This window comes from Pseudomonas sp. BO3-4, from assembly GCF_034044115.1.
Classification (GTDB): Bacteria; Pseudomonadota; Gammaproteobacteria; order Pseudomonadales; family Pseudomonadaceae; genus Aquipseudomonas; species Aquipseudomonas alloputida.
The window spans coordinates 4,220,132-4,239,896 of sequence record NZ_CP139018.1 but is presented as its reverse complement, the minus strand read 5'-3'; the positions used below and the strand labels follow the sequence as shown (position 1 = coordinate 4,239,896).

Annotated in this window: 20 protein-coding genes and 4 pseudogenes; 11 read left to right on the top strand and 13 right to left on the bottom strand. The window is 57.7% G+C overall.

Going from position 1 to position 19,765, the window contains the following annotated elements; all coding sequences use genetic code 11:
- Positions 1 to 16: 16 nt before the first annotated feature.
- Entirely contained in the window at positions 17 to 280 is a 264-nt protein-coding gene (locus tag REH59_RS19650; RefSeq protein WP_003248815.1) for a DUF4404 family protein, read from the bottom strand.
- A 122-nt stretch (positions 281 to 402) separates the two neighbouring features.
- Positions 403 to 966 carry a hypothetical protein gene (locus REH59_RS19645; protein WP_014859665.1) on the bottom strand — a complete coding sequence of 188 codons (564 nt, stop codon included), beginning with the start codon at positions 964 to 966 and terminating at the stop codon, positions 403 to 405.
- A gap of 201 nt (positions 967 to 1,167) precedes the next feature.
- On the opposite strand from REH59_RS19645, the gene REH59_RS19640 reads away from it, so the two are divergent.
- Complete coding sequence (locus REH59_RS19640; RefSeq protein ID WP_012053148.1) at positions 1,168 to 1,875, top strand: MlaA family lipoprotein; 708 nt, start codon at positions 1,168 to 1,170, stop codon at positions 1,873 to 1,875.
- A 34-nt stretch (positions 1,876 to 1,909) separates the two neighbouring features.
- Here the strand turns inward: REH59_RS19640 and REH59_RS19635 are convergent, their stop codons facing one another.
- A complete protein-coding gene (locus REH59_RS19635) occupies positions 1,910 to 2,209 on the bottom strand; it encodes a PilZ domain-containing protein (RefSeq protein WP_014859666.1) in 300 nt (99 codons plus the stop codon).
- A 270-nt stretch (positions 2,210 to 2,479) separates the two neighbouring features.
- Between REH59_RS19635 and rssB the strand changes: the two genes are divergently transcribed.
- Positions 2,480 to 3,661 (top strand): two-component system response regulator RssB, encoded by a 1,182-nt coding sequence (rssB, locus tag REH59_RS19630; protein ID WP_003248822.1) that lies wholly within the window; start codon positions 2,480 to 2,482, stop codon positions 3,659 to 3,661.
- Positions 3,658 to 4,140, top strand: a complete 483-nt coding sequence (gene rssC / locus REH59_RS19625) for an anti-sigma factor antagonist RssC (RefSeq protein WP_003248823.1) — start codon at positions 3,658 to 3,660, stop codon at positions 4,138 to 4,140. The genes rssB and rssC overlap by 4 nt, the downstream gene beginning before the upstream one ends.
- Before the next feature lie 148 nt (positions 4,141 to 4,288).
- Here the strand turns inward: rssC and REH59_RS19620 are convergent, their stop codons facing one another.
- From REH59_RS19620 to dusA, 3 genes are all read right to left on the bottom strand, one after another.
- A complete protein-coding gene (locus REH59_RS19620) occupies positions 4,289 to 6,139 on the bottom strand; it encodes an alkaline phosphatase D family protein (protein ID WP_014859667.1) in 1,851 nt (616 codons plus the stop codon).
- Positions 6,140 to 6,318: 179 nt separating this feature from the next.
- Positions 6,319 to 7,245, bottom strand: a complete 927-nt coding sequence (tal, locus tag REH59_RS19615; protein ID WP_003248826.1) for a transaldolase — start codon at positions 7,243 to 7,245, stop codon at positions 6,319 to 6,321.
- 156 nt (positions 7,246 to 7,401) lie between these two features.
- Complete coding sequence (gene dusA / locus REH59_RS19610) at positions 7,402 to 8,412, bottom strand: tRNA dihydrouridine(20/20a) synthase DusA (protein ID WP_128573590.1); 1,011 nt, start codon at positions 8,410 to 8,412, stop codon at positions 7,402 to 7,404.
- 80 nt (positions 8,413 to 8,492) lie between these two features.
- Between dusA and REH59_RS19605 the strand changes: the two are divergent.
- Both REH59_RS19605 and REH59_RS28840 read left to right on the top strand, forming a co-directional pair.
- A pseudogene (locus REH59_RS19605) lies at positions 8,493 to 8,723 on the top strand (site-specific integrase); the annotation flags it as partial.
- Positions 8,710 to 8,808, top strand: a pseudogene (locus REH59_RS28840) (DUF4113 domain-containing protein); the annotation flags it as partial. The pseudogenes REH59_RS19605 and REH59_RS28840, both read left to right, overlap by 14 nt.
- A 279-nt stretch (positions 8,809 to 9,087) precedes the next feature.
- Here REH59_RS28840 and REH59_RS19600 read toward each other — a convergent pair.
- Both REH59_RS19600 and REH59_RS19595 read right to left on the bottom strand, forming a co-directional pair.
- The gene (locus tag REH59_RS19600; protein WP_135007136.1) at positions 9,088 to 9,942 is read right to left on the bottom strand and encodes a hypothetical protein; all 855 of its coding nucleotides are present in this window, start codon (positions 9,940 to 9,942) and stop codon (positions 9,088 to 9,090) included.
- A gap of 1 nt (position 9,943) precedes the next feature.
- On the bottom strand, positions 9,944 to 10,966 hold the full coding sequence (locus tag REH59_RS19595; protein ID WP_102885191.1) for a hypothetical protein: 1,023 nt from the start codon (positions 10,964 to 10,966) through the stop codon (positions 9,944 to 9,946).
- Between the two features lie 584 nt (positions 10,967 to 11,550).
- Between REH59_RS19595 and REH59_RS28835 the strand changes: the two are divergent.
- A pseudogene (locus REH59_RS28835) lies at positions 11,551 to 11,704 on the top strand (tyrosine-type recombinase/integrase); the annotation flags it as partial.
- Between the two features lie 83 nt (positions 11,705 to 11,787).
- Complete coding sequence (locus REH59_RS19585; RefSeq protein WP_014859670.1) at positions 11,788 to 12,096, top strand: chorismate mutase; 309 nt, start codon at positions 11,788 to 11,790, stop codon at positions 12,094 to 12,096.
- A 45-nt stretch (positions 12,097 to 12,141) separates the two neighbouring features.
- Here REH59_RS19585 and REH59_RS19580 read toward each other — a convergent pair whose 3' ends face one another.
- The gene (locus tag REH59_RS19580) at positions 12,142 to 12,759 is read right to left on the bottom strand and encodes a LysE family translocator (protein WP_080756779.1); all 618 of its coding nucleotides are present in this window, start codon (positions 12,757 to 12,759) and stop codon (positions 12,142 to 12,144) included.
- A gap of 174 nt (positions 12,760 to 12,933) precedes the next feature.
- Between REH59_RS19580 and REH59_RS19575 the strand changes: the two are divergent.
- From REH59_RS19575 to REH59_RS19560, 4 genes and pseudogenes are all read left to right on the top strand, one after another.
- Positions 12,934 to 13,050, top strand: a pseudogene (locus tag REH59_RS19575) (IS5/IS1182 family transposase); the annotation flags it as partial.
- A gap of 186 nt (positions 13,051 to 13,236) precedes the next feature.
- Positions 13,237 to 13,710 (top strand): hypothetical protein, encoded by a 474-nt coding sequence (locus REH59_RS19570; RefSeq protein ID WP_155766716.1) that lies wholly within the window; start codon positions 13,237 to 13,239, stop codon positions 13,708 to 13,710.
- 438 nt (positions 13,711 to 14,148) lie between these two features.
- Positions 14,149 to 14,712: a TetR/AcrR family transcriptional regulator gene (locus REH59_RS19565; protein WP_014859673.1), complete on the top strand. Its 564-nt coding sequence runs from the start codon at positions 14,149 to 14,151 to the stop codon at positions 14,710 to 14,712.
- Complete coding sequence (locus REH59_RS19560; protein WP_014859674.1) at positions 14,709 to 15,686, top strand: DMT family transporter; 978 nt, start codon at positions 14,709 to 14,711, stop codon at positions 15,684 to 15,686. The genes REH59_RS19565 and REH59_RS19560 overlap by 4 nt, the downstream gene beginning before the upstream one ends.
- A 75-nt stretch (positions 15,687 to 15,761) precedes the next feature.
- Here REH59_RS19560 and REH59_RS19555 read toward each other — a convergent pair whose 3' ends face one another.
- The 4 genes from REH59_RS19555 to REH59_RS19540 form a co-directional block, all read right to left on the bottom strand.
- Complete coding sequence (locus REH59_RS19555; RefSeq protein ID WP_004576750.1) at positions 15,762 to 16,628, bottom strand: isocitrate lyase/PEP mutase family protein; 867 nt, start codon at positions 16,626 to 16,628, stop codon at positions 15,762 to 15,764.
- 132 nt (positions 16,629 to 16,760) lie between these two features.
- On the bottom strand, positions 16,761 to 17,369 hold the full coding sequence (gene ttdB, locus REH59_RS19550) for a L(+)-tartrate dehydratase subunit beta (protein WP_004576751.1): 609 nt from the start codon (positions 17,367 to 17,369) through the stop codon (positions 16,761 to 16,763).
- The gene (gene ttdA / locus REH59_RS19545) at positions 17,366 to 18,274 is read right to left on the bottom strand and encodes a L(+)-tartrate dehydratase subunit alpha (protein WP_004576752.1); all 909 of its coding nucleotides are present in this window, start codon (positions 18,272 to 18,274) and stop codon (positions 17,366 to 17,368) included. The genes ttdB and ttdA overlap by 4 nt, the downstream gene beginning before the upstream one ends.
- A gap of 10 nt (positions 18,275 to 18,284) precedes the next feature.
- Positions 18,285 to 19,631, bottom strand: coding sequence for a dicarboxylate/amino acid:cation symporter (locus tag REH59_RS19540; protein ID WP_014859675.1), 1,347 nt, complete (start codon positions 19,629 to 19,631; stop codon positions 18,285 to 18,287).
- Between the last annotated feature and the right edge of the window lie 134 nt (positions 19,632 to 19,765).

The following is a 19,765-nucleotide window of genomic DNA, read 5'->3' as shown; positions in this document are numbered from 1 at the left end:
AGCGGCCCCCGCTATTTCAGATCCCCATGCTGTGCAGTGAGTTGGCAATGCTGCGCAGGGTGGCAGTGAGGTCGGGGTGGTCGGCCTCGAAGCGTTCGATCGCCAGGTTCACGCCGTCCACCAGGTTGTTGTCTGGCGTGGCTTCCTCAAGTTTCAGTTGCGCCTCGATCTGGCGCGCCTCTTCGTGCAGGGCGGCCAGCTCTTCTTCCGAAAGCGGTACGTTGCGGTCCAGTTGCTCGCGCAAGCTGTTCAGGCGCTCTTGCAATTCGCGGGCAGGCATTGGCTATTCTCCATCAATGGCTTGGCAAGCCATGGACCTCGGCGGCGTGGCAAAGGTTCTGGCCTGTCTTCAGGGTAATCTACCTGCTGGCGATTTGCATGATCCGCGTCAAGGCTGCTGTATCAGGGTTTTTCACCCTTGCGCCGGCGCTGGGCGATGTCCACCAGGCAGGTGTCCAGCGCTTCCAGATGGTCGATCACCGAGTGCACGCCCAGGTTGAACAGCGCCAGCGTCGCCTTGCTGCGCGCCAGATCCTGCTCTTGCGGGCTCATGGCTTGCCATTGCGCAGAAGTGCGGTCGCATAACGGGCTGCAGGCGGCCAGGCCTACTGTCCACAAGCCGGCGTTAAGGCCAGACTGCAGCAGGCGCGGGTCGCCGCTGACCAATACGCAGCCATCCAGGCGCTCGCTGTCCAGCGCCATCAGTGCCTGCCAGCAAGCGTTCGGCGCTGGCCAGCGCACGCCATTGACCGCATGCCCTGGCAGCCAGTCGGGCAGTACATGGGCCAGGCGTTCGCTTTGCGCGGTATTGAGGTCATCCAGCCAAATGCACGGCACTTGGCGCTGACGCAGGCTGGCAAGGGTGGCCAGGGCGCCGGGGGCGGGTGATGGCGCGCCATGGGTAGCCTGCACCAGGCAGCCGCGCAAGCCGAACAGCACAGCAGTGAAGGCGGGCGCAGTGTCCATGGCAACTTCCCCCAAATGGTTCGAAGGCTATGCGTTGATTGTTACCGTCTTGTGACATCGGCCGCTGCGCAACAGTTGTTCACAAAATATTCAGCAAAAATGTGTAAGGCTGTTTATCAGCACGCAAGTCTCTATACTGCCGCCTTAACAGCAGCGCGACCTGTTGCGCTTGCGGCCGAGAAATTCGATGGAGAAACATCTATGCGTAGGATCGGTGCCAGTGTGATCGAACGAGTCACCCAGGCCTGTGTCTGCGCCAGCATGCTGCTGGCGCCCGTGGCAGCCACCCAGGCCGCCACCGAGGAAGATCCCTGGGAAGCGGTCAACCGCCCGATCTTCCGCTTCAACGATACCCTCGACACCTATGCCCTCAAACCATTGGCCAAGGGCTACCAAGCGGTCACTCCACAGTTCCTCGAAGATGGCATCCACAACATCTTTCGCAACCTGGGGGACGTGACCAACCTCGCCAACGACGTGCTGCAGCTCAAGCCGCATGCGGCGGGCGTGGATACGGCGCGGTTGATCGTCAACACCACCTTCGGCCTGGGTGGCTTCTTCGATGTGGGTACCAAGATGGGCCTGCAGCGCAACGACGAGGACTTTGGCCAGACCCTGGGCTACTGGGGGGTGCCGAGCGGGCCGTATGTGGTCATCCCGCTGCTGGGCCCAAGCACCGTGCGTGACGGTGTGGCCAAGTACCCGGACACCTATACCAAACCCTATCGCTACATCGACCACGTGCCTACGCGCAATTCGATCTTCGCGCTGGACCTGATCGACACCCGCGCCAGCCTGCTCTCGGCCGAAAAGCTGATTCAGGGTGACAAGTACATCTTCATTCGCAATGCCTACCTGCAAAACCGCGAGTTCAAGGTGAAGGATGGCGAGGTCGAAGACGACTTCTGATCTGTGAACCTGGGGCCGCAAAGCGGCCTCGGGTTCAATGCATGGCCAGAATCCGCAGCCCGAACTTCTGCTGCCCGCCCGGCTGGTCGGCAATCCATACCACTTCGGTGCTGGCATGCAGCCCCTTCAGCGCCGGATGGTCGGAGTCGATCCGTACCTCGATCTGATCACCCACCAGAAAGCGCTGTGGCGCCTGCACTTGCATGCCACCGCTGGACAGGTCCAGGCACACTGCCGCAATCACCTGGCCTTCGTGCAAAAGGCTGACCTCGGTGTCGATGCGCATGCGAATGAAGTCGCGTTTCTCGCTATGGCTGGAGGGCGTGTGGGGCATGCTGCATCCTTCCCGTCGGGTTGCGCTGGTCGACTTTCTTATAACTCCCGGTGATTTGCCCTGTAAAGAGCGGCGAGGTCGACCCCAGCATGCTTGAAACCCCTGCCGGATGGGAGTACCGTCTGCGCCTTACAAGGTACCTCTGACAGTTGCCGGGCAGGTGTTCTTGTCCTACAACTCAAGTAGAGTGTGACCATAAAGAATTCCCGTAGCTGGCCGTCTGCCTTGCCGACACCGCTGCACCAACCTAAATCGGCGCCGTTCGCCCACATGCAGAAAACCAGTGCAACGCTGCTGATCATCGATGACGACGACGTGGTCCGTGCCAGCCTCGCCGCCTACCTTGAAGACAGTGGTTTCAGCGTCCTCCAGGCCAGTAATGGCCAGCAGGGGCTTCAGGTCTTCGAAGAACACCAGCCCGACCTCGTGATCTGCGATCTGCGCATGCCGCAGATGGGCGGCCTCGAACTGATCCGTCAGGTCAGCGAGCGTGCGCCGCAGTTGCCGGTGATCGTGGTGTCCGGTGCCGGCGTCATGAGTGATGCGGTGGAAGCGTTGCGCCTGGGCGCCGCCGACTACCTCATCAAGCCGCTGGAAGACCTGGCCGTACTCGAGCATTCGGTGCGCCGCGCCCTCGATCGCTCGCGCCTTGTGCTGGAAAACCAGCGCTACCGCGACAAGCTCGAAGCCGCCAACCGTGAACTGGAGGCTAGCCTGCACCTGTTGCAGGAGGACCAGACCGCCGGTCGCCAGGTGCAGATGAACATGTTGCCGGAAAGCCCCTGGGTGGCCGGTGAGTTCGCCTTCGAGCACCAGATCATCCCGTCGTTGTACCTATCGGGTGATTTTGTCGATTATTTCCGCGTGGACGAGCGGCGCATTGCTTTCTACCTCGCCGATGTATCCGGGCATGGGGCGTCGTCGGCCTTTGTCACCGTGCTGTTGAAATTCATGACCACGCGCCTCATGTTCGAGCTCAAGCGCAGCAGGATGCGTGAGTTCAAGCCGTCTGAAGTGCTCAGCCACATCAACCGCGGCCTGATCAACAGCAAGCTGGGCAAGCACGTCACCATGGTCGGCGGGGTGATCGACGAAGAGTCCGGCCTGCTGACCTACGCTGTCGGCGGCCATTTGCCGTTGCCGGTACTGTACACCCCCGAGCATTGCCGCTACCTGGAAGGCCGCGGCCTGCCGGTGGGGTTGTTCGATGAGGCCACCTACCAGGACCTGGTGGTGGAACTGCCCCCGCAGTTCAGCCTCAGCCTGATGTCCGATGGCATTCTGGACCTTTTGCCGGGTGATACGCTCAAAGATAAAGAAGCCGCCTTGCCGGAGATCGTCAAGGCAGCAGGTGGCAGTCTGGATGGGCTGCGTCAACGATTTGGATTGGCTACGCTTGGGGAGATGCCGGATGATATCGCCCTATTGGTGTTGAGCAGGAACCTTCAATGAGTACCGGTAGAATTCAGTTCGCCGAGCAGAGCGGTACCTTCGTACTGAAATTCGTTGGTGAAGTGCGCCTGACCCTGTGTTCGGCGCTGGATGCGACGATCGAGAAGATTTTCACTGCGCTGAACTTCTCGGCGATTGTCATCGACCTGACTGAAACCGAGAGTATCGACAGCACCACACTGGGCCTGCTGGCGAAGCTGTCGATCCTGTCGCGGCAGAAGGTGGGCCTGCTGCCGACGGTGGTGACTACCAATCCGGACATTTCACGGCTATTGCAGTCGATGGGCTTCGATCAGGTGTTCAACATTGTCGATCGGCCGATACCCTGCACCGATTGCCTGACTGACTTGCCGTCGCAGGACCAGAATGAAGAGGTGGTGCGCTCCAAGGTGCTGGAGGCGCACAAGATCCTCATGGGCCTGAATGACTCCAACCGCGAAGCCTTCCATGATCTGGTCAATGCGCTGGAGCGGGGCTGATCTCTGGCCTGTGCCGGCCTCTTCGCGGGTAAACCCGCCCCTACGACGGCCTGCGCCCAAACACCAATGTGTGTCCACCCCCAATCAGGTGTAGGAGCGGGTTTACCCGCGAAGAGGCCGGCACAGGCTGTAAAAACTCTGAGTCTCACTACGCCCGGTTTTTAAACTCTGTAGCCTCACCCCCGCCCGCATCCAGCTGATACACCCGCGCCGGCCGCCCCTGTTCATCAAAAAACACCTGTCCCAGCCCGGCACCATTCCACAACCGTTCCCCCGCCTTGCTATGGTTCGGCGTGCGCGGCACCACTTCCATCTCCCGCCGCTTGGTAAACCAGTTGAGCGGCGAGCGCGGCGCATACAACCAGCGGTTGAGCCGGTCGAGCACATCCAGCAAACGCCGGGGGAACTCGTTCTTGATTCCGCTGCTGGTCACCTGCCACAAGTGCGGGCTGCGCTGGCGGTGGCGAATCAGCACCTCATACACGAACGAGTAATGCACATCCCCCGACAGCACCACGTAGTGCCCCGGCGTGCGCGAGTGGCGGAAGATATTGAGGATGACCTGCGCCGCACCGCGGTGGGCCATCCAGTTCTCGGCATCCACCAGCAGCGGGTAGCCCAGCCAGCTGAACACCTTCTGCACCGTCTCGATCAGCTTCACCCCGAAAATCGGCGCAGGTGACACGATGACCGCCGAAGGATGATCGAGCAGTGCCTGCTGCAATTCACTCAGCGCTTCCCAGTCCAGCAGGCCGGACGGCTTGGCCAGGTTACTTTCGCTGCGCCAGCGGCGGGTGCGGGTATCCAGTACCAGCAGCGGTGGTTCTGTCGGCAGGCTGAACTGCCAACCCTGGAAGCGCAGCAGCTCGCCAATCAGCTCATCCTGGTTCTGGCGGGTCAGCACCTGGCACTGTTCGATCAGCGGATTGCAACCGTCCGGGTTGTTGCCCCAGGCCTGGCACAGCAGGTAGCCGAGCAAGGCGTTGCCAATGATCCTTCGCGAGAATGGGTGGCCGTAGGCCGTTTCCTCCCACTGCGCCGAGAGGTTCCAGTCGTCGGTGATGTCGTGGTCGTCGAAGATCATCAGGCAGGGCAGGTGAGCCATCACCCGCGCCACCTGACCGAGATTGTCGGCAAACCCCTGGATTAGCGGCAGCTCTTGCCGGTATCGGGCTTGATGCTCGTCGCTGAGCCCGCTGGGGATGCCCAGGTCCACCAGCTGCCAGGGCACCGGCGACCACACCAACAGGTACATGGCCATGACTTCGGCGAAGGTCACCAGGTGGTTGTCGGCGTTGCTGGACGAGAAGATCGGCTTGCGCTTTCCGCCGAAAAAACGCTCGCGCAGGGTGTCGTTGCGTTCCAGCGCCGGCAGCAGGTCGGCGCGGTGGTAGTAGCTGGCCGGGTGCTGGTACAGCGCCTGGCTGTCGGCTACCACCGCACCCTCCAGTTGCTCGTCGAACAAGCCCAGGCGCGAGATCAGGCTATGGATGGCGCGCAGCATGGGGCCAGCGACATCGTCTGCGTAAACCTGGTCGCCCGTCATCACTAGCACGGCGGGGCGGTCTTCGGGCTTCTTGCACCCCTGCAGCAGCCGGTCGGCGCACAGCAGGCCGTCGGCAGCAGGGTGGTGCGGCTTGCGGCAGGAGCCGTGCAGCAACTGGTCGAGGCGCTCACGCAGCACCAGGTTTGGGCGCTGGGCGCCCGGGTAGAGCAGGTGCGGCGCCCAGTCGGCGATACCCTGGCCATTGATCAGCAGGTCATAGTCGAGCAACTGGTTGCAGGGCAGGGGGCTGGCGAATTGGATGTCCAACAGGTGAACGTAGGCATGCCGGCCAATCGGCACCACCTGGCAATCGACGTGGGCCTCGCTTGCCAGGCAGACGAACGCGGGCTGCAGCGGTTGGGTAGTGACCAGCCAGGCGGCCAGACGCTGGGGTTCCAGGCGGCGCAGTACCGGGCCGGCGAGAACGAGGGGCAACGGGTTAGGGGAGGTCATCGACAGCTCGGGTGGCTATGGCGGCCTGTTCGCGGGCAAGCCCGCCCTTACATCGATCGGTGTAGGAGCGGGCTTGCCCGCGAACAGGCCCGAGAATTCAATACACAACTAAGGCGTGGCAAGCAAAACGGGCGGAAAATACTGAACATTTCCCGCCCGTCAGGCAAACCCGAACTGTATCAGGCCTTTTCAGCCATCAACTTCTCTAGCTTTTCCTGGTCCCGCGCAAACTGGCGAATACCTTCGGCCAGTTTCTCGGTGCCCATGGCGTCTTCGTTCATCGCCCAGCGGAACTTGCTTTCGTTCAGGTGCTGCTTGGCTTCACCGGCGTTGCCCGGTTTCAGCACCTGCGGCAATTCACCCTGGTCATCACTCAGCTGCTGCAGCAGCTCGGGGCTGATGGTGAGGCGGTCACAGCCGGCCAGTTGTTCGATCTGGCCGATATTGCGGAAGCTGGCGCCCATGACCACAGTGTTGTAACCATTGGCCTTGTAGTAGTTGTAGATGCGCGTGACCGACTGCACGCCTGGGTCCTCGGCGCCCACGTATTCCTGGCCGGTGCTCTTCTTGTACCAGTCGTAGATACGGCCCACGAACGGCGAAATCAAAAACACCCCGGCATCGGCGCAAGCCTGGGCCTGGGCGAAGGAGAACAGCAGGGTCAGGTTGGTCTGAATGCCTTCCTTCTCCAGCTTTTCGGCGGCGCGAATGCCTTCCCAGGTGGAGGCCAGCTTGATCAGCACACGCTCTTTTGCCACTCCGGCCGCCTCGTACAGGGCGATCAGCTGACGGGCCTTGTTCAGCAGGGCTGGCTCATCGAACGACAGGCGTGCATCCACCTCGGTGGAGATACGCCCCGGGATGACCTTGAGAATGCCTGAGCCTACCGCCACCGCAAACTTGTCGCAGGCCAGGTCGACATTACCCATGGCGTCGGCCTTCACCTGCTTGAGCAGGTCGGCGTAGCCCGGGATGGCAGCAGCCTTGAGCAGCAGCGACGGGTTGGTGGTGGCATCGACCGGCTTCAGGCGGGTGATGGCGTCCAGGTCCCCGGTGTCGGCGACCACGGTGGTGAACTGCTTGAGTTGTTCCAGCTTGGAGGTCATGGGCGTGCTCTGTCCTGTGCATTTACTCGACATTACCCGAGCCCCGACAGCCGCTCAAGGGCCGCCGAAACCCTGCGGACCCGCTGGCCCGCACAGGGCTGTACGAAAGGTGAAGATTCGAGTCGCAAGCAAGCCCGAGGTTCCCTCCCTCTGAGGTCACCGCCCCTGCAACATCTCCACCGCCTGGTCAAACACCGCCAAGGGTTCAGCCGCCTTGTGAATGTCTGCCGACAGCAACTGGCGGAAGCGCCGCGCCCCTTTGAATCCTTGGGCCAGCCCCAGAATATGCCGGGTAACGTGGTGCATCGCACCGCCACTTTCCATATGCGCCACGATGTAAGGCCGCAGTTGCGCCAATGCCTCGCTACGGCTGACCACCGGCGCATCGCTGCCAAACAGTTGCTGGTCCACCTCGGCCAGCAGATAAGGGTTGTGATACGCCTCGCGCCCCAGCATCACGCCATCGAAGGTTTCAAGGTGTGCCTGGCATTCGTCCAGGGTCTTGATCCCGCCGTTGAGCACGATCTCCAGGTCCGGGAAGTCCCTCTTCAACTGCGCTGCGATGTCATAGCGCAGCGGCGGGATCTCGCGGTTCTCTTTCGGCGACAGCCCTTCCAGAATCGCGATGCGTGCATGCACGGTAAAACTCCGGCAGCCGGCCTCACGCACCTGGCCGACGAAGTCGCTCAGTTCGGCGTAGCTGTCACGGCCGTTGATACCAATGCGGTGCTTCACCGTGACAGGCGTCGATACGGCATCACGCATGGCCTTCACGCAGTCGGCCACCAGCGCCGGGTGAGCCATCAGGCACGCGCCGATCATGTTGTTCTGCACCCGGTCGCTCGGGCAGCCAACGTTGAGGTTGACCTCATCGTAGCCCGCTTCTTCAGCCAGGCGCGCACACGCGGCCAGGTCGGCCGGCACACTGCCGCCCAGTTGCAGGGCCAGCGGGTGCTCAGAAGCATCGTGGCGCAGGAAACGGTGGGCGTCGTTGTGCAGCAGGGCACCGGTGGTGACCATTTCGGTGTAGAGCAGGGTTTGCCGGGAGAGCAGGCGCAGGAAGAACCGGCAATGCCTGTCGGTCCAGTCCATCATGGGGGCAACGCTGAAGCGGCGTGACGGCTCAGGGCGCGTGGGTTGTGGCTTCAAGCCTGATTTTGCGGTCATTTCGTTCAACGTGTTTTGTACCAATTTTCGGGGTTTTGGGGCGTTTGTACCAAGCGCTTGGTACAACGTACCAATCTCAGATGGCAACGATCAGAACGCGTAAAAAGGCCGATGGCAGCACTGGCTACCTCGTCCAGATCCGCATTTGTCGCGACAAGGGGACAGTCTACCAAGAGAGCCAAACGTTCGCCCGCAAACAGGCTGCAGTGGCTTGGGTGAAGCGACGGGAAACCAAGTTGTCTGAGCCTGGTGCTATCGAGCGCGCCACCCGGGTAGGGCGCACGGTCAAGCAGATGATCGACCGTACCCTTGGCCCCAGACTGGGGCATGCGCAGGGATATGATGAGTCAGTCTTACGCGACGCGTATCGATCATTTGTGGACTGTCAAATGCTGAGTCTGCCGAGCAGGTGGTTGGAGGAATCGAGCGACCAGTCTGCTTTGGTTGCCGATCCAGAAGGGCGCTGTGTAGTGCTCTCTATACTAGCTATAACTGCGCATCAGAGAGGTGAGATCAATTCTAATCAGTTATCCGATATGAATGTGGCTGCGAAGATGTAGGTTGTTTGGCTTTAAGCTACTGATACTGGTATCGATTACAGCGGCTCCTCAACAGTTATTGCAGGCTGAGGAGCTCCGGTGAGTATCTCAGGAATAAGTGGTGGCCGGTTGGGGGTTAGCACCACATCGTTAATTCAGATGAAAGAAATTCGTAATATAGATAGCCTAGAAAGTTCATGAATATGGGGTTGCAAACTTTCAGGAAGTCGTCCGGGCTCGATATGTCCGTTATTGAAAGGTTTTTCTCAAACGGCAGATAATGAAAAAATTGATTTCTAAAGCCGATTATGATGGAGTCGAGGTGCTTGTATTTGACTTCGATGCTGGAGTTTGTAGTGTTGACAACTTCTTCGGCGAACTTCTTTAGTACCTCAACATTTTGTCTGGGACGACTGGTGGTAGAGAAGTCGAATATGACTGTCTGATCGGCAACAGTTTTGTCAAGATAATCGCGCGTATATTTTTTGAGAACAGAAAGGTCAGATTTAGCTTTGATATCAACAAGTTGCCTGAATTCCGAAAATGTATTTTGAATTCCTGACTTGTTGATGATGGATATAATTGGAAGGCATAATGCAATCTGTTCGATTGTGCGGTATATATGAACGAAGCATGAAATATGGTTTTCGTTCAAGTGGTGCCCGTAAGCGTTAGTTGTTTCGTGAAATATATTTCGATGGAGGGAGTAATTTTTTGTTGCGGATTGATTGAAGAAACGATCGAGCTCTCTGCGGCTGTAATCTGGGAATTTATTGATTACATGGCTGATAGTGTTGGCAGTAGATGGTTGGTACGGTATTGTGAAGTGATCAAAAGGGATTCGAGTGCCTTTGGGTTTTTGTGTTTGAGTAATTCGCCCAAGTCCTGCAAGTAGTAAGATCGTCTTAAGACGAAAATTTTCTGCAGGTGTGTTGCCATAGTAGATTGACTGTTTAAATGTTTCTGGGGGCGAATAATTGAAGTTGGTCATATTACTGGCTCAGCTCAATAATTACGTCACTTTTGTCCATGGCTTCAAATTTCTGCAGGTTGGAGAAGTATTCTGCAACTAGCTTCCTGCGATACTCGCCAACTTTGATTTTCTTTTTGTCGAAGCTGCTGAATGTGTCTTCAAATTTTTCAATGGCATCGAGGAATTCTTCAGTTCCTTTTGTTCGAATGAAGTTGAAGTTCTTTCTGGCGGCAGCGCATAGTCCGATGAAGTTGTTGCCAACGGTAAGCCATTTGTTTATTTTGAGGTCGTTGGATTTTTCTGCGGCCCATGTAAGAATTTCAATAAATTCAAATTTGTCATTACTAATTTCGCTTGAAATAATTTTCTCAGCGATAAGTTCATCCATTTTTTCTTCAATCACAAGCTTGTTGTCAATGGCGTGAGTGTTTGCTAGGAACGCAATATACCCTTTGACAATGTCAGAACGATGAGCGGCAAGGCGGTCGGTGCTCACTTGCTTTGTTTTGTGGGACTGATTTCGTAGGCTAAGGTTGTCAAAGTCAAAAATCGTTTCCGAGAGAATGTCGATTTGATGCCTCGGGGACATTGGCTTTTGACCATTGTTCAGAGTAATCATGCGGTAGAGAAGCCTATCCATGGACGGGGCGATGATTATGTTGAGATGGAGTACTCTCTCTTCGAATGCTTTTTTTGCTTCGTCATCTAATTCAGAGTGCGCTCTGTATAGGGCGTTTAGCCGCTGGATTCCATCCAGTACAAAACCGTTCTCGATCTCGTCGTTTATGTACTTCGTGTTAGGAGTGGTCTTGTCAGTGTCCAGAATAAAAGCAAGAGTTAGTGGAGGTAGTACACATCCGATCTTGAGGTCGTCGCGAAGTCTGGCGTAGAAAGAAGGTGTCTGCGATCCACGCTGTATGCTCAAGCGCTGGACAAGCGGGAATAGCTTTGTAATGGCATATTTGTAATTTGTGAATCCCACAAAGTAATAAGCATTGAGCACTTTGTCCTTGATGGGCTTACCAAAAATTTCAATATTCACTTCAATTCCTTTGTGAGGGTGATGGCGTATGAGTGGCGCGAGTCTAGCGTATAGACGATTATTTGCGTTCAGGCAAGGGGATTAGATCGGGGGCTATAGCGGCACGGCTCCGGTGTGGTGCTGTCGATAACAGAGCAGTGACGTACGGCGGGGATTAGTGGCAGCCCTAATTGTTGGTACAAAATTGGTACGAATTTAGGAGGTGACGGGTTAAGGCCCCTAAAATCGGGGCCTCTGAGAAAAGCCCACACAATCCATCATGGGGGCAACGCTGAAGCGGCGTGACGGCTCAGGGCGCGAGGTTTGTGGCTTTGAAGCGTTTTCTAGGAGCATTCTGGGCTACGCATCTATGTACCATTTCCGGGGGCGTGTTGGGTTTGGCAGTGGTGCGGGCTACCGCCGCCAATCACACTCGTACCACCGGAGATCATGGCAACGAATCAGAGCAAGGAAAAAGGCCGATTCGACGGTTAGCTATACCGTCCAGATCCGCCTCAAGAAAAAGGGTGTCCTAGTCTACCAAAGGTCCCAGACATTCGCCTGCCAGCAGGCTGCCCAAGCCGGGGTGAAAGATGGTTGGCGTGGAGGATCTGCATTTTCACGACATGCGCCACGCAGGCGTGAGCTGGTTGTGCGAAATGGAGTGAGATATCCCGCGTGCATCCAGTATTTCCGGTCATCGTGACGGGCCACTCGCTGCGGCGTTACACCCCTCTGAGGAGCGTGAAGCGGACCTAGCAAAGAAGCTACACTGCACGCCCCGATCACCCACGACAGCCTGCTCCAATCCATCGCAGGCTCATGAAAAGGAAGTCAAGCAAATGGATGTACCTTGCACCTCTCTGGACGAAGTCCGTCAACGGATCGATGAAATCGACCGCAGCCTCGTTTCGCTTCTCGCCAAACGTGGAAGGCTCGTGACGCAAGCAGCGGGCTTCAAGAAAACCACCGATGATGTGCGTGCACCTGCTCGGGTCGAGCAAGTGATCAAGAAGGTTCGTGAGATGGCTGACGAAACCGGTGCCTCGGCTGAGGTGGTGGAACAGGTCTATCGGGCGATGATTTCGGCCTTCATCGCCGAGGAACTGAACACCCATGCGAAGCTGGCCGTCGAGGCTTCAGCATCGTGATGAAACGCGGGGCTCATACGCAGCCCCGCCGCTTTCTCCTGCTTGCTATCTCTGGCTCAACGCCGCAATCGAGACGCCAGACGCAACGAAGGTGAGGCCTGCGCCCACGTTCAGCCCATTCACCAGCCGTGGCCGCCGGTACAGGTAGCGAGACAGTCCCGTGGCGAAAATGCCCATCAAGGCAAACCCCAATGCCGTGAGTGCAGCGAACCACACGCCGTAAACCAACATCTGCACGCTGACCGACCCGCGTGCGGGGTCGACGAACTGGGGAATGAACGCCAGCACGAACAAACCGGGCTTGGGGTTGAGCGCAGCCGAAAGCAGACCGGTCAGAAAAATGCTGGGCAGCGATTGCCTGGAGGCCGGCTGAAAGCTTATGAGGTTACGAGCGCGCAGCACCTTGATCCCTAGCCAGAGCAGATAGCCGGCACCCATGAGCTTGATCACCCAAAATGCGAGCACCGAGGTTTGCATCAGTAGGGTCAAGCCTAACGAAGCGGCTGCAACGTGAAACAAAATGCCTGCTCCTGACGCCATGCCGGATACGGCCGCTGCGACTTTACCCTGGCTGAGACCGCGGCCAATGGCCAACACGTTGTCAGGGCCCGGTGCCAGCACCAACAGCACGCAGGCGGCGGTATAGGCGAACCACACGTTCATGGGAAACACGGCTCTCTCCTTAAGCCTGATGAAGCATCCATCCTGGCGGTGGGGTACGCCAATAGCAAGGTGGAACCTCAAGGGCTGTTAGCACTGGCGGGCTCGGCCCTGCTTGGTTGGCCGAGGATTCTCCGAACACGTCAGGACGGGGCAGACTACCTGTGCTGACACAGTCGTCCGCTCAAGCGCCAGTTCGGTTATGTGAAGGCTCGCTTTCGTGGCTTGGTCAAGAACACTGCACAACGGACCACGTTGTTTGCGCTGTCGAACCTGTGGATGGGGCGCCGGTAGTTGTTGAACGCTGCGCTATCGGCCGAAAAATGGGCCTGGCGCGGTCGAGATGTTGCTCATTACGCGCTCGGGAAAACGTGATCGGCATTTCCCTGGCAGTCTGTCGGAATGCGAGAACTTTGGTGTCTGTGTCAGGTCCAACCTGCACTTTAGCTACCCACTCGCGCCTCCGGAGCCGAACAAAAAATGAAAAAACCTTTGGTTGCTGTCTTTGCTTGTGCATTGGCACTCGGGATGACGGCATTCTTGCCCGCCGATATCTCCCCGATCAGTTCCGCCTATGCCAAGGGTGGCGGTGGTGGTGGCGGTGGCGGTGGCGGTGGCGGCGGCGGCGGCGGTGGTCATGGCGGTGGCGGCGGACATGGCGGTGGAAACGGCGCCGGACATGGCGGTGGCATGGGAGGGCATAGTGGAAGCGGGAAGGGCCTTGGAAGTGATCACGCTGGAAAGGCGACACGCGATCATGGGGTAAGCGGCAATCATTACGGAAGCTCGCGCAACAGCGACAACGGTCATGGCACCACCACCTCGGGTGTCGCTCACTCCAAGGACACTCGCGGTTTGGCCAAGTCCACGGCCATCTCTCGAACGACGCCAGGCGATCATAATTCGAAAGGCCTCAGCAACGCTGTCGGGTCTTCTTCAAAAAATGATCGATAATTTGACCGCATCCATGCCGTACCGGCTTTAGCGTGCACGAAAGCCCAGCGTAGACCGGGCTAAATGAACGGGTCACCCCCACACCCTGCGAGGGCTAAGCTTTCGCAGGGTGTTTTGTTTTGGAGGCCATCATCACGAGCGAGTCAGCACGGGTCGGGATCGATCTCGGTAAACACAGTTGCCACCGGCATGCCCAAGACACGTTGGGCCAAGCGGTGTTTCGCAAGCGGGTAGACGGCACGATCAGCCACACAGCCCAGATTCGCATCCCAAGTACAGGGGGCGCTTAGCTGGCGTAGCAAGTCTCTGATTGGCCAGGCCTGCGTTTTGCTGCTGCGCTCTGTGTCGTAGCGGCCATGCTTCAGGTCGTATCTGGATGCGGCCTGAATCTTACCGGTCAGTATAGTCAGCTCCGTCCCTTTGCCGGAGTGCCTTGAATTGGACAATACCCGTGAGCGTTTGATTGATGCCGCGCTGAAGCTGTTTCTGTTGCAAGGTGTATACGTGACGGGGGTAACGGCCATTGCCGCGATGGCGGGTGTTACCAAAATGACGCTCTACAGCCATTTCCCCTCCAAGGATGCGCTGATAGTGGCGTGCCTTGAGGAGCGTGACCGACGCTGGCGTGAAGAGGTAGCGTGCACCTTGGCCAGACATCCTGAGCCGGTCAGTGGCATGCTCGCTTTTTTCGATCTGTATGAACGCTTTCTTTTAAAAGATAGCGAGCGCGGGTGCCTGTTCGTCAACAGTGCGGCTGAATTCCCCCAGTTTAGCCACCCCGTGCATTTGGCAGTGAGCCGGCATAAGCAAGGGATACGCGAAAACCTTGCTGCCTTGGCCATAAGCGCCGGTATAAACGACCCCGACGCAGTTGCCCAAGGGCTGTTTATCTTGCTGGAGGGCAGTTTTGTCAGCGGCGCGATGGGCCAGGACATGCGGGTATTCGACACTGCCCGACAAATAGCTCATTGCTGGATCCAGAGGCAGGAGCAGGGCGTATGACCCTGGGCTTGTTAGCGGCCATTGCCGCCACCTTTTCCTGGTCACTGCTCTACATCTTTCCGGGGCTGGTCGGTGACTACAGCCTTTTTGACCTGGCGGTGGTGAGCTATGCCTTTGCCGGGTTAGGTAGCCTGCTGGTGCTGTTCGTTTACCGTAGCGCAGTGCGGCAATTGCGACTGATTGACTGGGCCTGTGCCGCACTGCTGGGCTTCTTGGGATACATTGGCTACTTCTTCCTGATCACCACTGCGGTCTTGGCAGCCGGGCCGGTGATCCCTCCGGTGATGATGGGGTCAGTACCGATCGTGCTCGCGATTGCCGGCAACCTGCGCAGTGCCAGCGTGCCCTGGCGCGCCATTGCCGGGCCACTCTTGGTGGCGGGTCTGGGCATCAGCCTGGTCAATCTGAGCGTGTTTGATGCTAGCCGTGCGGCGGCAGTGCTCCCAACCGCATCGTTACTGCTTGGGCTGCTTGCATCGTTGCTGGCAATCGCATTCTGGACCGGTTTTGGTCTATTGAATGAAAGTGCTTTGGCTCGACGCCCAAGCATGTCTCCCATGTTGTGGTCAGCCATGTTGATCTTCATGTGCAGCGCCGAAATGCTGGCGTTCATCCCGGTCGGGCTGTACTTGAAACTGTCTCATTTCGCTAGCCATCCGAGCGGATTGGCAGGTACTCAGGCGCTGATCGTCTGTGGGCTGATTCAGGGGTTAGGGGCCACCCTTGCAGGTGCCTGGGCATGGTCAATCGCAACGCGGCGTCTACCGCTGGCGCTGAGCGGGCAATTGATCGCCAGCGGATCCATTTATGCAACTACGATGGGCCTGCTCATCAACCAACGCTGGCCGTCTCCTATGGAAGCGCTTGGAACAGGCTTGTTGTTCGTAGGGGTGGTGTGGGCTATTCACGCCTTTTACCGCAAGCAAACACGCCTCCAGACACATGGCGGGATAACTGACCTTGGCCGACACTGATGGGACTGGTTTGCGATCATCCCTTGATTGATCCGTCGCCTGGATCGGAAAGGGGCGTTCAACAGTGCTGAGTTGTTACTTTGAGAAAAGCATGAACTCTGCTGCCCAGTCTTTATATTCGTTTTGCAAGCAATAGCCAGCAACGAGCGTTGAGGCCGATTTGTCAGCGTTAACCTGGCGACGGCGCTGTATGCGCAGGCTTTCATAGGTGGCCTGAACCGAGGCAAAGTATGCTTGATGGCCATCCACCACGATGCGCACGCCGAGTTCTGCCAGGCCAGGTGCATCCCGAAGCTCGCTGTTGCCATAGGTGATTAGCATCACTGGAAGGGTCAATCCATCGGCGATGGCGGCGAGTTCATGAACATCCTTCACACCAACGAGGCACACCGCATCGGCACCCGATCGCTCGAATTCCCTGGTTCTACGGATAACGTCCTGTAGCGGCTGCACACCAGCGTGGGTTCTGGCGATGATGGCGAGTGAGCTATCAATCCTTGCTTCTTGCGCCGCGCGCAGTTTACCGGTGGCTTCTTCGGTGCTGATCAGCTCCAGGGCGCCGCTGCCAAATCGGGCAGGCAGGAGGGTATCTTCGATGGTGAGTGCTGCAACCCCAGCCCGTTCTAGCTCGACAACTGTCCTCATGGCGTTAAGGGCGTTGCCATATCCATGATCAGCGTCAGCAATTATCGGAAGGCTAGCCACGCGGCCAATTCGGGTGGCCTGTTCGGCGAATTCACTAAGGGTGATTAAAGCGATGTCAGGAGCACCCAACACTTGCAGGGAGGCAACAGAGCCGCCCAGTATGCCAACTTCGAAGCCGAGATCCGAAGCGATGCGTGCGGATAAAGGGTCAAAAACCGAAGCGGTACTCAGGCAAGCGTGACCGTTGAGAAGAACACGGAAGTCATTTCGCAATTGATGATGACTGCGGTTGTGCATGGCTGTCTCTGGGCGTATTTGGGATGTATGACGCGTCGCGTTCCACTACTTTGGACGTTCAGCGAGTACGTTGAGAGGGCAGGGGATGGCGGTGTTGGGCGGTGGAGTTGATCACCTTCACCGCCCATTCGCTTATTTGATGAACCGTACTTGGCTATTGATCTTCTCGATCACCGCGCCTTTGCGTTCATTGAACCGGGCTTTGTTCTGCTCGAACAGGTTATTGCCCTTGGTGTCGATAGAAATGATCAGTGGGCCGAACTCTCGTACACGGTTGACCCATAGCGTTTCCGGCATGCCCAAGTCCTGCCATTCGGCGCGTTCGATCTCTTCCACCTGGGTCGCTGCCAAGACGGCACAGCCGCCTGGAAACACTGCATGCACCGCCTTGTTTTCAAGGCAGCCCGTGGTGGTCTCCGGGCCCATGCCGCCTTTGCCGACGATCAGCTTTACCCCAGTTTGCTCAATGAACTGTTTCTCGAACTTTTCCATGCGCATGCTAGTCGTCGGGCCGATCGACACCATTTCAAAGCTGCCATCGTCCTTTCTCTTGACGATGGGGCCTGCGTGAAAGATCGCGCCGCCGCGAAGATTTACAGGAAGCTCCCGGCCTAACTCGATAAGCCGGCGATGTGCAACGTCTCGGCAAGTCACCAACTGGCCAGTGAGGTAAACCACGTCGCCAACGTTCAGGCTTGCCAAATCTTCGTCACTTATTGGAGTGGTCAGGATCTTTTTCACAGTACTACGCCTTCATGGGAGAGGATGTCATAAGTGAGGTCGGCATTGATGCGGATCTTGCCGCGGCGGTGCGCCCAGCAACCTGTCGATACCGCGACGCCGATGGTCGAGGGGTGTCGGGCCGACGATTCAATGTTCACGCCCATCACGCTGCTGTTGCCCGTCAAACCCTGGGGGCCAATGCCGATTTCGTTCAGGCCTTCCTCCAGCAGCTTCTCCATCATCGCTGCACTTTCGTTGGGATGGCTGGAATCCACTTCGCGCAGGATGGCCTTTTTCGAAAGGCGTGCCGCGGTCTCGACCGAGGTCGATACACCCACGCCTACCAGCAAAGGCGGGCAAGCGTTGACACCGCGGGAGGTGATGACATCGAAGACGAACTCTGTGACCCCTTCGTAGCCTTGCCCTGGCATCAGCACCTTGGCCGAGCCCGGCAACGTACAGCCACCACCCGCCATGTACACATCGACAATGGCGTAGTCGGCATCGGGGATGATTTCCCAGTCCAGCCACGGGATCTTCGAGCCGGTGTTGGTGCCGGTGTTCTTTTCGATGAAGGTTTCAACTGCGTTATGGCGTAGCGGGCCCTTGATGGTCGCCTCCTTGGTGGCGTTCTCGAGGATGCCCTCCATTTCGCCCAGCAGCGGGAAGCGTGCACCGGCGGAAATGAAATACTGGATCACACCGGTATCCTGACAGCTGGGGCGGTTCAGCTTGTCAGCGTAATCCTGGTTGTCGGCCATCGAGTCGTAGACGGCGATGGCCAGCGGGTTGGTTTCCGCTGCGCGCAGCTTGGCGGTCTTTTCTTTTACATCCTTGGGCAGGCGCTTGCCGATGTAGGCGGTGAACTTCGCCAAGACGTCGGTCAGCGATTCCACAGCGGCTTCTTTGTCTACGGTTTCCATGTTTACTTCCTCAGTGCATCACAAGGTTTTTTGGGTCAGAGTCAATGGCAGGCTTGGTAGCCGAAGGCAGTGATTCGCTTTTTTCTGGCTCGCCCACCACTTGGCCATCCAAGACCTGATTCATCCTGGTGCTATCGAGGGCGCCGACCCATTTGGCGATGGCCATGGTGCCCACGGCGTTGCCGATGGTGTTGGTAATGGCGCGAGCCTCAGACATGAAGCGGTCTACGCCAAGAAGCAGAACCATGCCGGCTACAGGGATGTTGTCCATGGTGGCCAGGGTTGCGGCCAGGGTGATGAAGCCCGAACCCGTGACGCCTGCAGAGCCTTTGGATGTGAGCAGGAGCACGCCCAGGACGATCAGCTGGTCCATGAGGGTCAGTGGGGTATTGGTTGCCTGCGCGATGAATATCGCCGCCATTGTGTAGTAGATGCATTGGCCGTCAGGGTTGAAAGTCAGCCCCGAAGGAATGACCAGGCCTACTACCGGTTTCGAGACGCCGACCTTCTCCAGTTTGTTCATCATTTGTGGCACAACAGACTCCGATGAGCTGGTGCCCAATACGGTGAACAGCTCCTCCCGCAGGTACTTGAGGAACTTCCACAAGCTGAACCCAGACATCCGAGCGATTGAGCCGAGAACGATCACCACGAACAGGAAGCAGGTCACGTACATAGTTGCCATCAGCTTGCCCAGCGAAACGATGGAGCCCAGGCCATATTTGCCGACGGTGAAAGCCATGGCGCCACAGGCTGCCAGCGGAGCAATGCGCATCACCATGCCGACGATGTAGAACATGCCGTGAGAAAACGACTCGAGCACATCGACTACGGGCTTGCCGCGTTCTCCTAGATTGGCCAGCGCAATGCCGAGTAAGGTCGAGAACAGCAGAATCTGCAGGATTTCGTTCTTGGCAAAGGCATCCACTACGCTGCCGGGGATTACATGCAACAAGAAGTCGGTGAAGCCGCCCGATCCGCTAACGGCAGCAGCGGTGTAGGTAGAGATGGCATTGCTATCCAGGGTGGCAGGGTCGATGTTCATGCCTTGGCCAGGTTGCACCAGGTTCACAACGATCAGGCCCAGCAACAATGCGAAAGAGGAGAGAACCTCGAAGTAGATCAGGGCCCGGGCACCGACACGGCCGAGCTCCTTCATGTTTTCCATTTTGGCGATGCCGAGAACCACGGTTGCAAAGATGATCGGTGCAAAAACCATCTTGATCAGTTTGATGAAGGCATCACCCAGTGGCTTCATGTCTGCGCCGACCTCCGGCCAGAGCACGCCTAGCAGTACCCCAATTGAGACGCCAATCAGTACCTGCACATACAGCTTACTTATCCATCGTTTGGCCATTGCCGTCTCCGAATTATTGTTGTGAGTCGGATTTATGTGGCGACTGGGCTAAGCGGCAGACAGGCAAGACCGGCAAAGCTAAATAGCCCAGCGTTTTTGTGGTTAATCAGGCAGGCCTAAGGTAATGGTTTTTT

Bases quoted from the DNA above. Each gene is read 5' to 3' on its own strand.
- rssB (WP_003248822.1), top strand. From the start codon at position 2,480: ATGCAGAAAACCAGTGCAACGCTGCTGATCATCGATGACGACGACGTG.
- REH59_RS19580 (WP_080756779.1), bottom strand. From the start codon at position 12,759: ATGAACGTGTGGTTCGCCTATACCGCCGCCTGCGTGCTGTTGGTGCTG.
- REH59_RS19640 (WP_012053148.1), top strand. From the start codon at position 1,168: ATGCGTAGGATCGGTGCCAGTGTGATCGAACGAGTCACCCAGGCCTGT.
- REH59_RS19600 (WP_135007136.1), bottom strand. From the start codon at position 9,942: ATGACCAACTTCAATTATTCGCCCCCAGAAACATTTAAACAGTCAATC.
- REH59_RS19620 (WP_014859667.1), bottom strand. From the start codon at position 6,139: ATGACCTCCCCTAACCCGTTGCCCCTCGTTCTCGCCGGCCCGGTACTG.
- REH59_RS19555 (WP_004576750.1), bottom strand. From the start codon at position 16,628: ATGCACAACCGCAGTCATCATCAATTGCGAAATGACTTCCGTGTTCTT.
- dusA (WP_128573590.1), bottom strand. From the start codon at position 8,412: ATGACCGCAAAATCAGGCTTGAAGCCACAACCCACGCGCCCTGAGCCG.
- tal (WP_003248826.1), bottom strand. From the start codon at position 7,245: ATGACCTCCAAGCTGGAACAACTCAAGCAGTTCACCACCGTGGTCGCC.
- ttdA (WP_004576752.1), bottom strand. From the start codon at position 18,274: ATGGAAACCGTAGACAAAGAAGCCGCTGTGGAATCGCTGACCGACGTC.
- REH59_RS19650 (WP_003248815.1), bottom strand. From the start codon at position 280: ATGCCTGCCCGCGAATTGCAAGAGCGCCTGAACAGCTTGCGCGAGCAA.
- REH59_RS19540 (WP_014859675.1), bottom strand. From the start codon at position 19,631: ATGGCCAAACGATGGATAAGTAAGCTGTATGTGCAGGTACTGATTGGC.
- REH59_RS19645 (WP_014859665.1), bottom strand. From the start codon at position 966: ATGGACACTGCGCCCGCCTTCACTGCTGTGCTGTTCGGCTTGCGCGGC.
- REH59_RS19560 (WP_014859674.1), top strand. From the start codon at position 14,709: ATGACCCTGGGCTTGTTAGCGGCCATTGCCGCCACCTTTTCCTGGTCA.
- rssC (WP_003248823.1), top strand. From the start codon at position 3,658: ATGAGTACCGGTAGAATTCAGTTCGCCGAGCAGAGCGGTACCTTCGTA.
- REH59_RS19585 (WP_014859670.1), top strand. From the start codon at position 11,788: ATGGATGTACCTTGCACCTCTCTGGACGAAGTCCGTCAACGGATCGAT.
- REH59_RS19635 (WP_014859666.1), bottom strand. From the start codon at position 2,209: ATGCCCCACACGCCCTCCAGCCATAGCGAGAAACGCGACTTCATTCGC.
- REH59_RS19570 (WP_155766716.1), top strand. From the start codon at position 13,237: ATGAAAAAACCTTTGGTTGCTGTCTTTGCTTGTGCATTGGCACTCGGG.